The 13,647-nt window shown below is 43.7% G+C and carries 9 protein-coding genes; 4 read left to right on the forward strand and 5 right to left on the reverse strand.

Features of this window, described 5'->3' with window-relative positions:
* The first annotated feature begins 37 nt into the window (after nt 1-37).
* The 4 genes from HQN86_RS11530 to HQN86_RS11545 all read left to right on the forward strand — a co-directional run bounded on the left by HQN86_RS11530 (nt 38) and on the right by HQN86_RS11545 (nt 5,969).
* Entirely contained in the window at nt 38-2,788 is a 2,751-nt protein-coding gene (locus HQN86_RS11530; protein ID WP_172661140.1) for a TonB-dependent receptor, read from the forward strand.
* Nucleotide 2,789: 1 nt separating this feature from the next.
* Nucleotides 2,790-4,073, forward strand: a complete 1,284-nt coding sequence (locus tag HQN86_RS11535; protein ID WP_172661141.1) for a parallel beta-helix domain-containing protein — start codon at nt 2,790-2,792, stop codon at nt 4,071-4,073.
* Nucleotides 4,074-4,085: 12 nt separating this feature from the next.
* Nucleotides 4,086-5,150, forward strand: a complete 1,065-nt coding sequence (locus HQN86_RS11540) for an SO2930 family diheme c-type cytochrome (protein WP_172661142.1) — start codon at nt 4,086-4,088, stop codon at nt 5,148-5,150.
* 576 nt (nt 5,151-5,726) lie between these two features.
* The gene (locus tag HQN86_RS11545) at nt 5,727-5,969 is read left to right on the forward strand and encodes a hypothetical protein (protein WP_172661096.1); all 243 of its coding nucleotides are present in this window, start codon (nt 5,727-5,729) and stop codon (nt 5,967-5,969) included.
* Nucleotides 5,970-5,989: 20 nt separating this feature from the next.
* Here the strand turns inward: HQN86_RS11545 and HQN86_RS11550 are convergent, their stop codons facing one another.
* From HQN86_RS11550 to HQN86_RS11570, 5 genes are all read right to left on the reverse strand, one after another.
* Nucleotides 5,990-6,286, reverse strand: a complete 297-nt coding sequence (locus tag HQN86_RS11550) for a hypothetical protein (RefSeq protein WP_172661143.1) — start codon at nt 6,284-6,286, stop codon at nt 5,990-5,992.
* 516 nt (nt 6,287-6,802) lie between these two features.
* The gene (locus tag HQN86_RS11555; protein ID WP_172661144.1) at nt 6,803-9,979 is read right to left on the reverse strand and encodes an error-prone DNA polymerase; all 3,177 of its coding nucleotides are present in this window, start codon (nt 9,977-9,979) and stop codon (nt 6,803-6,805) included.
* Nucleotides 9,980-9,989: 10 nt separating this feature from the next.
* Nucleotides 9,990-11,498: a Y-family DNA polymerase gene (locus HQN86_RS11560; RefSeq protein ID WP_172661145.1), complete on the reverse strand. Its 1,509-nt coding sequence runs from the start codon at nt 11,496-11,498 to the stop codon at nt 9,990-9,992.
* Nucleotides 11,499-11,509: 11 nt separating this feature from the next.
* Nucleotides 11,510-12,247, reverse strand: a complete 738-nt coding sequence (locus tag HQN86_RS11565) for an ImuA family protein (RefSeq protein WP_216854388.1) — start codon at nt 12,245-12,247, stop codon at nt 11,510-11,512.
* 586 nt (nt 12,248-12,833) lie between these two features.
* Entirely contained in the window at nt 12,834-13,646 is an 813-nt protein-coding gene (locus HQN86_RS11570; protein WP_172661146.1) for a DUF4249 domain-containing protein, read from the reverse strand.
* Nucleotide 13,647 lies beyond the last annotated feature (1 nt).

The raw sequence follows: 13,647 nt of genomic DNA on the forward strand, positions 1-13,647 counted from the left end.
TTTGCAATCTATATTGCACTAACCAAAACCAAACACAATGAAAGTAACCAGACTATTTTTATTGATCCCTTTTCACTTTTTATTTGCCAACCTAAACGCTCAGGTTATCAAAGGAACGATTAAAAACAGCGCCACACAGGAGGCCGCACCGGCTGTATCCATTCATGTAAAGAATTCTTCGGAAGGAACTTATTCTGATGACAGGGGCAGGTTTCAACTGACCATTAAAAAGAAATTACCCATCGTACTTGTCATCTCTTCTATCGGTTTTGAAACTAAAGAAGTTGATGTGCAAAGTACCTCTGCCGCGCTCGATATCACCATTAACCCCACATCTATACTTGGGCAAGAGGTAGTGGTTTCGGCCAGTAGGGTGGTACAAAAAAAGCTCTCCTCTCCGGTAACCATAGAGCAGCTCAGCAGTAAAGACATCAGCAATTCCCCTCAGCTAAACTACATGGATATGATCCAGGGTTTAAAAGGAGTTGATGTAACCGTTTCCAGTATTGGCTTTACCAGCATCTCTACAAGAGGGTTTAACACCAGCGGAAATACCAATTTCACACAAATTGTAGATGGGATGGACAACCAGGCGCCGGGGCTCAATTTCCCCCTGGGTTCGGCCATCAGCTTAACTCAGCTTGATGTTGACAACATTGAAGTACTCTCGGGTGCATCATCTGCACTTTACGGTTCAAGAGGCTTAAATGGCACCATGGTAATGACCGGTAAAGACCCATTTAAATACCAGGGCTTAAGCGTGCTGATTACACAAGGAGTAAACCACGTTAAAAACAGCGGCAGTTATGACCCTGTAGGCGCATCACCATATTATGACTGGGCAATCCGCTATGCCACAAAGATCAACGAGAAACTGGCTTTTAAAATTAATTCTCAATATACACAGGCAAACGATTGGGTAGCTACCGACAGCACCAATAAAAATGGCCCTGGCAGCAGGTTTACAGATCCAAATTATAATGGCGTAAACTATTATGGTGGAGCTACAAGTACAGATATTAATCCGTTCTTAGAGGGAGCATTAGCGGGCGATCCTTCCCTGGCTCCCCTTATTGAACCTTTACTGGCCAAACCTAATTACGTAGCCAGAACAGGATATCCGGAGTATGGATATCTGGATAACAAGGCAAAATTATTCAAAGTAAATGCCGAGTTCAGGTATAAAATAAATCCCAAACTAGAGGCAATCATGTCGGGCACATACGGTACAGGAAACATCGTATACACCAACGATACCCGCTACCAGCTTAAGGCCTTTAAAGTTGGCCAATACCGCGCAGAATTAAAAAGCGACAATTGGTTTGTCCGCGCATATACCACTTCAGAAAATTCCGGAAGAACCATAATTGCCGGCCCAACCGCTCAGTACATCAACGAAGGATGGAAAACGAGTTATGATGGTGCTACAGGAGGATGGTATCCGGAATATACCGGTGCTTTACTCGCTTCCCTTGCCGGAGGGGCCAGCTTAAATGATGCACATTTAGCTGCCCGGGCATTTGCAGATCAGGGTCGCGCACAATTAGGCACCCCGGAATTCAACGCCCTTAAAGAAAAGATTTCCAATACACCTATTTCCGAAGGAGGCACCTTATTTCTTGACCGCAGTAAGCTCTACAATGCAGAGGCTCAATACAATTTTACCGATAAGGTTAAGTTCATGAGTGTAATTGCCGGCGTTAACTGGCGCCTATACAGCCTGAACAGTAAAAACACATTATTCCCTGATAAGGATAAACCAATCAATGTAAAAGAATACAGTGCCTACATTCAACTGGCAAAAAAACTGGCAGCCGACAGGTTAAGTCTAAGCACCTCTTTCCGGTACGACAAGAACACACTTTTCTCTTCTCCTAAAGTAACCTCAAGAGCATCAGCAGTGTATGAGCCCGTTAAAGAAAACTTTATCCGCTTCTCTTATCAAAATGCGTATAGCTTTCCATCAAACATTCAGGCATTGCAAAGCACACTTAACGGATATAACAGCTACTCCTCAGGAGGCTCTTCTTTGCTGTTAAATGACAATTACCATTTCAATCAGTTTCCGCCATATACACTTGAAAGTGTATCCGCTTATCAGCAATCAGGCGATGCCTCCGTATTAAAGAAATTTGAATACAATGACATTAAACCGCAATCTGTAAATGCCTTTGAGCTTGGTTATGCAGCTTTAATTGGCAAAAGAGTAATGTTTGATGTATTGGGCTATTTCTCTACCTGGAAAAACTTTATCGGCTACGCCAATGTGGCAAATACTCCGGGAACCGATGATGTAACTGCTTTTAAAGATCATAGTACATATGTACAGTACAATATTGCTTTTAATGGCGGACAAACCGTAAACACTTATGGCTACGCTGCCAGTGTAAGTGTAGACCTGTCGCATAACTTTTTGGCTAAGGTCAACTACTTTTCAGACAACATTAAGAACAAAAACAACAGCCAGGTAAACAACTTTAACACGCCTCATTACCACGTTAACATGGAATTTGGCAACAGCGGTTTCGGCAAAAAGCAAGAATGGTCGTTTGGCACTACCCTACGTTACAAGCCCGGCTATTTCTATGTTGTTTCGGGTGGCTTAGCTGAGGGCAGGGTTCCCAGTTCAGCAGTTATAGATGCCCAGGTAAGCTACAAACTTATCAAAGCACGTTCCGGCATAAGGCTGGGTGCTACAAACATTACCAACAAATACTATTCAACCGGCGTTGCCAACCCAAATATTGGCGCGGTCTATTATGTAACTTATGCATATAATATCCTTTAATATGAAAACCATCCCATCATTACTAATTGCCCTTCTTGTTACCCTTTCTTTGTTTTCCTGCACAGGAAACAAATCAACGCAAGCGGGAAACTACAAAACCAGGTTAACCTTTAAACCTGGCGAAGAACAGAAAATTGCCGAAGCTTTCCTGTCGATAAAAGACAGCACACAAATTTTATTGAAGCAGGGCACCTATAAATTCGACAACCTGAGCATTGCACAGGTGAACCACATCATGATACAGGGCGAAGGACATGACAAAACTATTCTCGACTTTAAAGAACAAAGCCAGGGCGGAGAAGGCATTAGGGTAACAGATGTAAAAGGCTTTGTGATTGATGGAATGACCATTCGTGATTCTAAAGGCGATCTGCTAAAGATTAACAAGAGCCGGGATGTTACCATTACCAACCTGCATGCAGTTTGGAGTAAAGCCGACTCAACCAGCGGTGGCTATGCCATTTACCCTGTAATGTGTAAAAATGTATTGATAGAAAACTGTTATACAGAGGGCTCATCAGATGCAGGCATTTATGTTGGTCAAACGGATAGTGCAGTGGTAAGAAAATGTAAAGCAGCAAAAAATGTTGCAGGCTGTGAAATCGAAAACACATCTAATGCCCAGGTTTACGACAATGAATTTTATAACAACACCGCGGGCTTTCTGGTATTCGACTTACCGGATCTTTCAAAGAAAGGCGGCCATGTTAAAGCCTACAACAATTACATCCACGATAATAATTTCAGAAACTTTGCAAAGGCAGGCAGCTTTGGCACCTCATGGGGTGTGGGTAATGCCTCACCCGGAAGCGGTATTATTATATTGGCGGCATCAGATATTGAGATCTATAACAACCGGATCATTAACAACAATTCATCCTCAATAACCATTGCTTCGGGCTTTGCAGTTGATGAAAAAGCTGCCGAGAAAATAAACGACAATTACTTTCCCATTTCAAAAAACATCAATATTCACAACAATACTATTGAAATGGGCCCCGCCTTTCCGCAGCCAGCCTATGAGCACCGTATTGGAAAAATATTAGTAGCCGTTGAACAGCAGTTAAATGCCAGTGATCCGGCAAGAAAAAACAAACGTATCCCTTTCATTATGTACGATGGCATCTCGAGCAATATCTTAACCAAGGGTACAGCAGTTAATCCGGATTCTATTTGCATAAAGCAAACGGGCGACAACCTATTTGTAAATGCCGACTTTTTAAACATCAGCAATCCTAAAAACTGGAAACCAAACACAAACATTACCCCTTATATCTGCAAGTAAAAATCAGTATCAATGCGTAAAACTTATCTTTTGGGGTTTCTCCTCCTTTTCAGTATTTCACTTTCCATTTTAAGTGAGCAGGGTTGTAAAAACAAAACCGGCCAGGCTGTGCAAAACAGTGGCTTTGTATTTAAAGAAAAACTATCTGATTATGGTTTCTTTAAAAACAAACTAAAGGATCTTGATCCCAATGAAGGGGTTTTGCATTATGATATCAGTACCGCTCTCTTTACAGATTATGCCGTTAAAGACCGCTTCATTGTTTTACCAAAAGGTACTGCAATGAAGTACACGGCACAGGGTGCGCTTGAATTCCCTGACTCAACCATCATCGTTAAAAACTTTGCTTATACCAATGTCAATCATCAGAAAATAATGATCGAAACAAGGCTACTGGTTAAAGACCCTTCCGATAAGAACTGGAAGGTGATGAATTATCTGTGGAACAAAGAACAAACAGAGGCCATCAAACACATTACCGGAGCAAAAATCCCGATTACCTTATTGGATAATGATGGCAATAAACTCTTTACAAATTACCAGGTACCAAACACCAATGATTGCAAGCGTTGCCACATTAAAAATGATGTGTTAATCCCTATTGGTCCAAAAGCCAGAAACCTTAACATTACCCTTGTCGGACAAAGTACCAATCAACTTAAGGCATGGGCAGCAAAAGGAGTACTTAAAGGATTGCCAGATACGGGAGCGGTTGCTCAATTACCGAACTGGGCCGATGCTAAGCATTACAGTCTGGAACAACGCGCAAGAGCATACCTTGATATAAACTGTGCCCACTGTCATACCAAAGGAGGCGACGCCTATAATACAGGTCTGTTTCTAGAATATGAGCAAACCAACCCCAATCATTTAGGGATCAGAAAAGCCCCGGTTTCGGCCGGAGGTGGAGCTGGCGGGCTTAATTATGATATTATACCTGGCGATGCTACCCATTCTATTTTAGCTTACAGAATGAATAGCACAGAGCCGGGCACTGCTATGCCTGAGCTTGCAAGGACCCTTCCTCATAAAGAAGGAATTAAATTGATCAGGGAATGGATAAACAGTTTAAAATAAAAAAGAACAGCCGTATATTTCTTCCGACTGTTCTAACCTAATTCACAAAACTCCCTAAGTTTATGAATGCTGTGCATCCAGATCAACACAGCACTCAGCCTAAATAGTGTTAAACCAAATTGGTATGGCCAGATCAGGGCTAACCATTCCCTGATCCTTTATTAACTAACAATCCGCAAGGGTGGCGGAAGGATCTTTATTACAGTTTCTCCTTCAATGCCTCATAGGTCTTTTTATAATCCGCATTATCGGATTCCTACAACAAGCTTTTTACTCCATGCCAATGCTTTGGCAAGCTCCTCTTTGTCTGCACTATACTCTAATACAAAGTTGGCATTGGTATTTATGGTAGCCAGGTTGGCTGTATCTTCATATTTCTCGGTGTAGTTTACAATTGCTGAGGCAAAAGCTTTCCAGTCCTTACCGTAGTAAAAAAACAGTTTCGCTCTGGTAACAGTCCGGTCGGCAGTTGTGGCATCATGCTTTTGCGTTACCGATGCGGCTATTGTTTTCCAGTCAGGGATTTTGTCTTTGGCTTTAGCAGCCTCAACAGCCGGGTTAATAATTGCATCGGCAATGGCTTTATCTTTTTATTTAATATCTGTGGCGTCAGATGATTTTGGGGCGGCAGTTACCACTTTACTCAGCTCATCAATTGCACTCAATTTCAAATACAACTATGAACTGGTCCGAATTTCCGAAGTCAATTATGAGCTCTTCCTCAGGTCAAGGAACCTCGAGGTAAAAATGCTTGGCATACTGGCCAACCTTGGAGATGGCAACCCTAGTAAAGGAAATACGAGCCAGCTTAGAGCCTAAGAAATAAACAAAGTATGACATCAGTCAGCATAGGCGACTAGTCCGCTATCATACGATTTGGCCGTATCCAGTAATAGCAATAAGGATTGTATATCGCTATCATTAACAGTATGCTTTTGAATATTCACCCTGATTTGCCGTATTAAAGATGTGTCCCATCTAAAGTCCGAATGGTAGTCAAACCTTTCAGGAATGATCTTCTTTACTTTTAGTCTGTCAAAAATTTGATCATCTATACTGCCTATTAATTTACATTCCTCTTCTTCTGGATAGTTCGGCATATTCTGATTATCGGCTAATAAATAGAAATCTAACATACAGAACTTATTTTTCGATATACAAATATTAACTATTTTAAAATCAATTAATTACAAAAAATAAGCAACAAAAGAATAACTGAGTAATTGATATTGCTTACCTCTATTGGGTAGGAAATTGAACTGTTCCTGTTCACTCTAACTGATCCAGTAGACTTGAGTTGAACAGTAAACCCTCTCTGAAGTTCATGCCTAATCTCAAAATATCGGGTATCAAAAAGCAACGACAATTTGTTTCTTGAGATAGTCTCAAGATCCTCACCGCGGCTGGATAGAGGCAATTTAATGCTACCACAAGTTTCCGACTTATCAAAATTTGGCTTTGTCATTTAGAGAGGTTTTTAATTCGAATATACAAGTGCTAAGTGTTTTTTGTTAAATGATCCAAAATTGGCGGTTCAAGTATTTTTCAATCTCAATAAACCTTCCGGTAATCCTTAATCTTCTATAATTGCTTTAAGATTATCAGAAAGGTAATGATCAAAGAGATTGTTTGTTTAAAGATACATAATTGAATTATTTAAAATTCCTTCCCCCATAAAAGGTTCCCTTTGGAACTTCCCCGGGAACCGTTGTAAGTACTGGCAAATCCTCTTGCTCCCGCTGCACCAGTTTACCCATCAGTTTAGTCAAATCCACGCATTTGCTCACAATGACATGAACCACCTCTCCTTCCCGCTGCAAACGCCCCTCCACCATCAACAGCCTGGAATGCAAAATCTCTTTCCGGTAGGTATCAAAAAACTTTTCAAATACCACCAGATTGCTAAAGCCAGTCTCATCCTCAATGGTAATAAAACATACCCCACCGGCAGTTCCCGGTCGTTGTCGAACCAGCACGAGCCCGGCAACCTTCACCAATTGTCCGTTCTGCGCCTCCTTATTGATCTGATGGCAGGACAAGATGCGCAGCATCTCCAGTTGTGATCGCACAAAGCACACCGGGTGTGCTTTTAACGATAAGCCTACGGTAGCATAATCCTGAACCACATGTTCTCCTTTGCTCATCAACGGCAATTCCACCTGTGCCTCCAACACACTTTCTGAGGGTTGCCCTTTAAAAATCACCACTGGCATATCCTGCAAGGCAGAAACCTCCCATAATGCTTTTCTGCGGTCCAACCCAATCGAGCGGAAAGCATCAGCATCTGCCAGTCTTTCCAGTGTATTAATCGCTATTCCTGCATCACGTAAGGCCGTAACTGTCCTGTACTCATTTCCCCTGCAATTCACCAAAACATCCATCTCCTCCTGCCCTAAACCTTTAATCTGCCGGAAACCCAAACGGATCGCACAATACTTCCCTGATTTTTCTTCCAGCAAATTATCCCATGTAGAATAATTGATATCAACTGGCCGAACCTCCACACCATGTTTCTGTGCATCAATTACAATCTGCGCAGGCTGGTAAAAGCCCATTGGCATACTATTGAGCAAGGCTGTAGCGAAGGCATCCGGATAGTAGTGTTTCAGCCAGCAGGACACATAAACCAGCAAAGCAAAACTTGCCGCATGACTTTCGGGGAAACCATAACTCCCAAAACCCTCCAACTGCCTGAAAATCCGTTTGGCAAATTCCTCGGTATATCCCTTTTTCATCATCCCCTCGACCAGCCTCTGTTCATACAAATTAACCGTTCCGGTATACTTAAAAGTGGCCATACTGCGACGCAGTCCATCTGCTTCGGCGGGTGTAAATCCTGCGGCTACAATGGCAATTTTCATTGCCTGTTCCTGAAATAGCGGCACACCATAGGTTCTTTCTAAAATTTCTTTTAATTCAGCGGAAGGGTATTCCACAAGTTCATCACCATTACGTCTCCGCAAATAAGGATGCACCATATCTCCCTGTATGGGGCCAGGCCTGACAATGGCAACCTCAATCACCAAATCATAAAAACATTTGGGCCTTAACCTGGGCAGCATGGACATCTGTGCCCTGCTTTCAATCTGGAATACCCCCAGTGTATCCGCAGCACTAATCATATCATAGACCTCCGGATCATCCTGAGGGATATTGGCCAGGGTCAGATCTAAACCATAATGCGCTTTGCACAAGTCAAAAGCCTTGCGGATACAAGTCAGCATACCCAAAGCCAATACATCCACTTTCAGAAAACCCAAAGCATCAATATCGTCCTTGTTCCACTCAATATTCGTACGGTCTTCCATACGCGCATTCAGGATCGGACAGAGATCAGTCAGCTTCCCATTGGTCACCACAAAACCACCGGTATGCTGGCCCAATTGTCTGGGGAAACCCATCATCTGCGCGGTCAGTTGCAAGGTCTTCATCAAATGCGGATCCCGGGGATTCAAACCCTGTTCAGTCACACGCTTGCCCTCAAACCATTCGTCTGTAAACTCCCATACTGAACTGGATAACCTGTTAATGGTATCCACAGATAAACCCATGGCCTTGCCCACATCTCGCAAAGCACCTTTCTGGTGCAGCTGTGTTACCGTCGCCACAATCGCTGCACGGTCACGGCCATACTTGGTATAAATGTACTGCATGATTTCCTCCCGACGTTCATGCTCAAAGTCCACATCAATATCGGGCGGTTCATTCCTGTCCGAAGAAATAAAACGCTCAAAAAGCAAGTCGAACTTCATAGGGTCTACTGAGGTTACACCCAGACAGAAACAAATTGCTGAATTGGCCGCTGATCCCCTTCCCTGGCATAAAATGCCTCGGCTTCTCGCTTCGCGGACAATGTCTTCCACAAAAAGGAAGTAATTCGCATAGTCCATCTTCCGCACAAAGTCCATTTCATGGGCAATCATGTTCAATACTTTTTCCGGGATAACCTCCCCATAAAATGCATGTGCGCCTTTAAAACACAGGTATTCCAGCTCTTCCAATGGCGAACGACCGCTTTTGTTGATCTCCTCCGGATATACATATTTCAGTTCATCCAGTGCGAAAGCACATGCCTCAGTGATGTGCATCGTATTACGGATCGCTTCGGGATAATTACGGAACAAGCGGTGCATTTCGGCAATCGGTTTCATATAACGTTCCGCATTCTGATGCAACCTGAAACCAGCCTCCTTGATGGTACACTTTTCTCTCACACAGGTCAGCACATCCTGTAATTCCCTTCTGGAAGGATTGTGGTAATGCACATCACCGGTGGCTACAACAGGTATTCCAAACCTAGCAGATAACTGCTGGATGCGAAAGATCAGCTTATCATCATTACCCAGGTACGTACGTGTTGCAGAAAGGTATAACTGCTTACCCAAAGCTTCCCCATATTCCTCAAAATCTTTAACAAAGGAATCCTCAAAATTGAAATGACGGTTCAGCACACCAGGCATCACAACGGTAAACAACATCCCTTCAGCGTGTTCATAAACATCCGCCTTATTCAAATGGCAGGAACCTTTTTCCGCACGCAGATTCCCAACCGTTAATAAAGCCGAAAGTCTGCAATAAGCATCTTTGTCCGTAGGATAAGCCAGTAAACTTGGCCCATCCAGTAAATCCAGGCGACAGGCGGGAATGATCTGAATGTTTTTTTCTTTAGCTGCAGCGTGTGCACGAACAATGCCTGCCAACGTATTGCGATCAGTAATGGCTACCTTTTTATAGCCGAAAGCAGCTGCCTGATCCACCAGTTCATGGGGATGGGAAGCCCCCCTTAGAAAGCTGAAATTAGAAGTCACCTGTAATTCACTGTATTCCATATCTCATTCTTCATGCAAAAAAACCATGTATAAACCATTGGTACCGCTGCTCGCCCCCATAGTGACCCGAACGGAACAGCCAGTAACGCTGTCCCAGTTCATCTTCCACCTGGTAATAATCCCTGTGCTCTCCTACATCTAACCACCACTCCCGTTCTATGCGCTCAGGACCATCGGCCTTCACCACAACATGCCTGATGCCCATATAAATAAAAAACTTTGGCGGATGATCGGGTATCAAGGCCATTACTTCGATTGGGACAGGTTTACTCAACAATTCTGTTGGGCGCGGTCTGTCAATATGCCATTGGGCTATCGGTTTTTCAGTAATGGAAACTGCCCGGTTCGCAGATCGTTCCGGCCAATAGCGAGCTGCAGGGACATAACGATGAATCACATCAGGCCCCATTTTACCGGTTACCCTGTCCAGCAGCTGGATCACACTCTGATCATCCAGTCCGGGCTTACCCGCCCAAAGCGCTTCTTGTCCGGGTAAAATATCATCCACTTTAGGCGCTTCCAACACAAACAGTTCAATGCCCAGGGCCGGGCGGATCTGATCGATCTTCAACTCGAAAAGTTTAAACAAATGACTGACGCTACAGGTTGCCCCGCTGGTTCCTATAGAAACTTGTACCACCTTGCCATCAATACGATAACAAGTCAGCACCCCTGTCCTTAAGCCCTTGCCCTCATTTTGCAGTCGCAGACACAAATGCTCCAGTAACCGGCTGATCGCCACTTCAATGCCAATGCGGGTTTTAATCGGCTCCAGACAAGGCAAGCGTTCCTGAAAAAGAACAGGCACCTGCAAAGGAGTAATCAACTCATCAACTGTACCCAAAGCCTGCCCCAAACGGGCCAAAAAATCCTCTCCGAAACGCCTGCGCAGCACCGAGCGCGGCATACCTATAAAACTCCTGATCCGGTAAAAACCAAGCTTGCTCAGCTTAGCCAGTGTATTTTCCGGTAAACGCAAGGCTTCTGGCGGCAACGCAAGCAGGGCTTCTGTATGCGTCCCGGGTGCAATCAAAGGAGTTACTTTTCCAAAACGAGCTATTGCCCATGCGGCACCGGCAGTATCAGCCATCGCCACACGAACCGTATAACCCTTGCTTTTTAACCTGGATACGATTTCTTTCAGGTATTCCCGTTCCCCGCCCCAAAGGTGGGTACAGCCACTTACATCCAGGAACAACCCATCTACCGAAAAATCATCGGCCATCACCACGGGTGAATAACGCACACACCACTCTCCAAGTCCTTTCAGCAATATGGTAGTGCGCCCGGCTTTATCATCCAAAACCTCCAGTCCCGGGCAAAGGGCCTTGGCATCAGCTGCACGCATTCCTATCTCAATTCCCTGCGAAGCAGCTAAAGGACTTGTCGCAGTAATCATATTGCGCCCATGATCGGGCGCTGCGAAAACAAAAGGAATGTCACAAAGTTCCGGCCGGCGGATCAGCTGCCAGTCTGCCAGCAAATGACGGAACCATATCGAAACATAACGCTTTTGCATTTTTTAGCCGTTTAACCAATTTGTCTTTCCTCATGATCGTACCATGCTGCTGTTTTCAAGGCTGGAAGTACTTCCACAAAACGATCTCCTCCCCATTCCATGATCCAGCTTCCCGGATTTCCATTACGGACTTTGGTCAGCTCCACCTTCCAGCGAGGGAAACCCACACCAGGCATTTCATCCTCGGTTACACTGGGTACCGGGCTGATCTTCCAGCGCGCTGTAGCCACCGTACTTACGGCCTTACGGGCGTCTTTACGTAAAATAAAACCCGTCACACCAGAACCTTCCACCGCAAGCTGGAGTCTACGGGATTCAATCAAACTCAGTTCATTCAACTCCGCCACCACAGCAGCAAGACCTTCACATTTTAAAGCCTCCTCCATAATCCAGAGCACATCTTTTTCCCTGGTAACATCCATAAAAATGATCCGCTCGGGTTCTACGTTGAACAGACAAAGGGAAACCGGGAATAACTTTCTTGCAGTACTGATCCATACACAAGCAGCGCCATCCTTCATCAATACCGAAAGCAAGCCACCGATAAAACCATCGCTCGCTGCCGCATGTTCGGGCAGCACCGTAATAAATTCATGAATGGCCTTTTTCGGAAAAACCCCGTTTGGAAATACGTTTTCCAGCTCACCAAGGCCAATCGCCTCAGCAGCTTCTTTACCTTGCAGTTTAAAGCCCTGCCACAGCAGAATATCCTGTTGTAATTTACTAACCAATTCCTGTTTTGCGTTCATGATGTTATCCCCTTTCTTGAATCATTGTATTAGCAATGCAAATGAACAAACAAATATAATACTAAAAATATTAGTACTGTAAATAAAATGAGAAAGAATTTTTACGCTCGATTTTTCTCGCTAAAATCCTAAAACTCCCGTCATCTCCTTTGGTTAACCAAAGGAGATGACGAGGAAGGGCGATGAAGGGAAGGGCAAGGACGACGTTTACTGTACCAACACCGGACATAATAGTGTGATTGCTAAGGCCAGCTTGAAGACAGCGTCGAGGCAGCATCGACATTCCTTCGGAAAAAGGTACCTGTTTTCCGAAAGAATCCTATCGCAGTCCTTAATTTGCCTTGATTCAGTCGAGACCCAGGTACTAGCATTAACATATTGAGTGCTATACAAAAGGAGATTAATTGAAAAATTTATTAATAAAAAAAAGTCCTGTATCATAATTATGATACAGGACTTTTTTCATCCTCACGTCATCCCGAACGAAGAGAGAGATCTCTTGGACTACGCCTAAACAAGGGATCTCTCTCTTCGTTCGGGATGACGGAGAAGAGTAATGACGGTCAAGGGTGATATCCGTCTGTCCCTACTTCACTACCATTTCTTTTTTGCTAACCGTATGTGCGCTGAAATACCCCAGGGCATCATTGCTAATATTTGAAGGCGGGTTACCTGGAGTAACACCACCACCAGGACCATTCTGTGATTGCTGACTTAATGTATTCCAGTAAGTAAATACATTTTTATCTATACACTGCATCTCAACTTCTACGTTATCGCCTGTTTTCAGCTCATCGTCATCATCATTTTTCCCATTAAAAAACATCACACTCGGAACATTGTTTCCATCGGTAAAGCGATCATTTTCAGAATACACACTTCTCGATTGAAAACCATTCACTTTTAGCACAAACCGGTACTGATTGGCAATTCCGGCAGGATCTTTATAATGTACCTGTGCCTGCTTTTGCTTTTCGCTACCAAAATTAAATACTTTAACATCAAGCGAATCAATGCCTACAGAATCTGGCATGGTTGAAGAAGCAGTATAAAGCACATTATTTATATTTACTTTAAGGCTATATGTGCGGCCCGGTTCTCCTTTGAACGCGCCAAAAGTATAGCTGCCGGGTGTGCTTTCGGTAAAGATCCATGAACTGCCCTGATCATCAGTTACATTTACTACGGCACCTTGAACAGCCGGGTAATCGTTAGGTTCAGTATAAGCAACCGATTGACTTATTTTAATGGTTTGCATCCCCAATTTATTGGTAATGTTGCCTTCTATCACCAACTGATTTGGAGAAGTATTAAGCTCAACGTCTATCACTTTTTCACATGAACATATGCTAAAGGATACTGCAAGTAACAGACTTAAATATTTGATTTTTCTTAACATC

The organism is Pedobacter panaciterrae, from assembly GCF_013204795.1.
In the GTDB taxonomy this organism is placed as follows: Bacteria; Bacteroidota; Bacteroidia; order Sphingobacteriales; family Sphingobacteriaceae; genus Pedobacter; species Pedobacter panaciterrae.

Coding starts and splice junctions, on each gene's coding strand:
- HQN86_RS11530 (WP_172661140.1), top strand. CDS start 38: ATGAAAGTAACCAGACTATTTTTATTGATCCCTTTTCACTTTTTATTT.
- HQN86_RS11555 (WP_172661144.1), bottom strand. CDS start 9,979: ATGGAATACAGTGAATTACAGGTGACTTCTAATTTCAGCTTTCTAAGG.
- HQN86_RS11545 (WP_172661096.1), top strand. CDS start 5,727: ATGGCTTTATCTTTTTATTTAATATCTGTGGCGTCAGATGATTTTGGG.
- HQN86_RS11540 (WP_172661142.1), top strand. CDS start 4,086: ATGCGTAAAACTTATCTTTTGGGGTTTCTCCTCCTTTTCAGTATTTCA.
- HQN86_RS11570 (WP_172661146.1), bottom strand. CDS start 13,646: ATGTTAAGAAAAATCAAATATTTAAGTCTGTTACTTGCAGTATCCTTT.
- HQN86_RS11565 (WP_216854388.1), bottom strand. CDS start 12,247: ATGAACGCAAAACAGGAATTGGTTAGTAAATTACAACAGGATATTCTG.
- HQN86_RS11535 (WP_172661141.1), top strand. CDS start 2,790: ATGAAAACCATCCCATCATTACTAATTGCCCTTCTTGTTACCCTTTCT.
- HQN86_RS11550 (WP_172661143.1), bottom strand. CDS start 6,286: ATGTTAGATTTCTATTTATTAGCCGATAATCAGAATATGCCGAACTAT.
- HQN86_RS11560 (WP_172661145.1), bottom strand. CDS start 11,498: ATGCAAAAGCGTTATGTTTCGATATGGTTCCGTCATTTGCTGGCAGAC.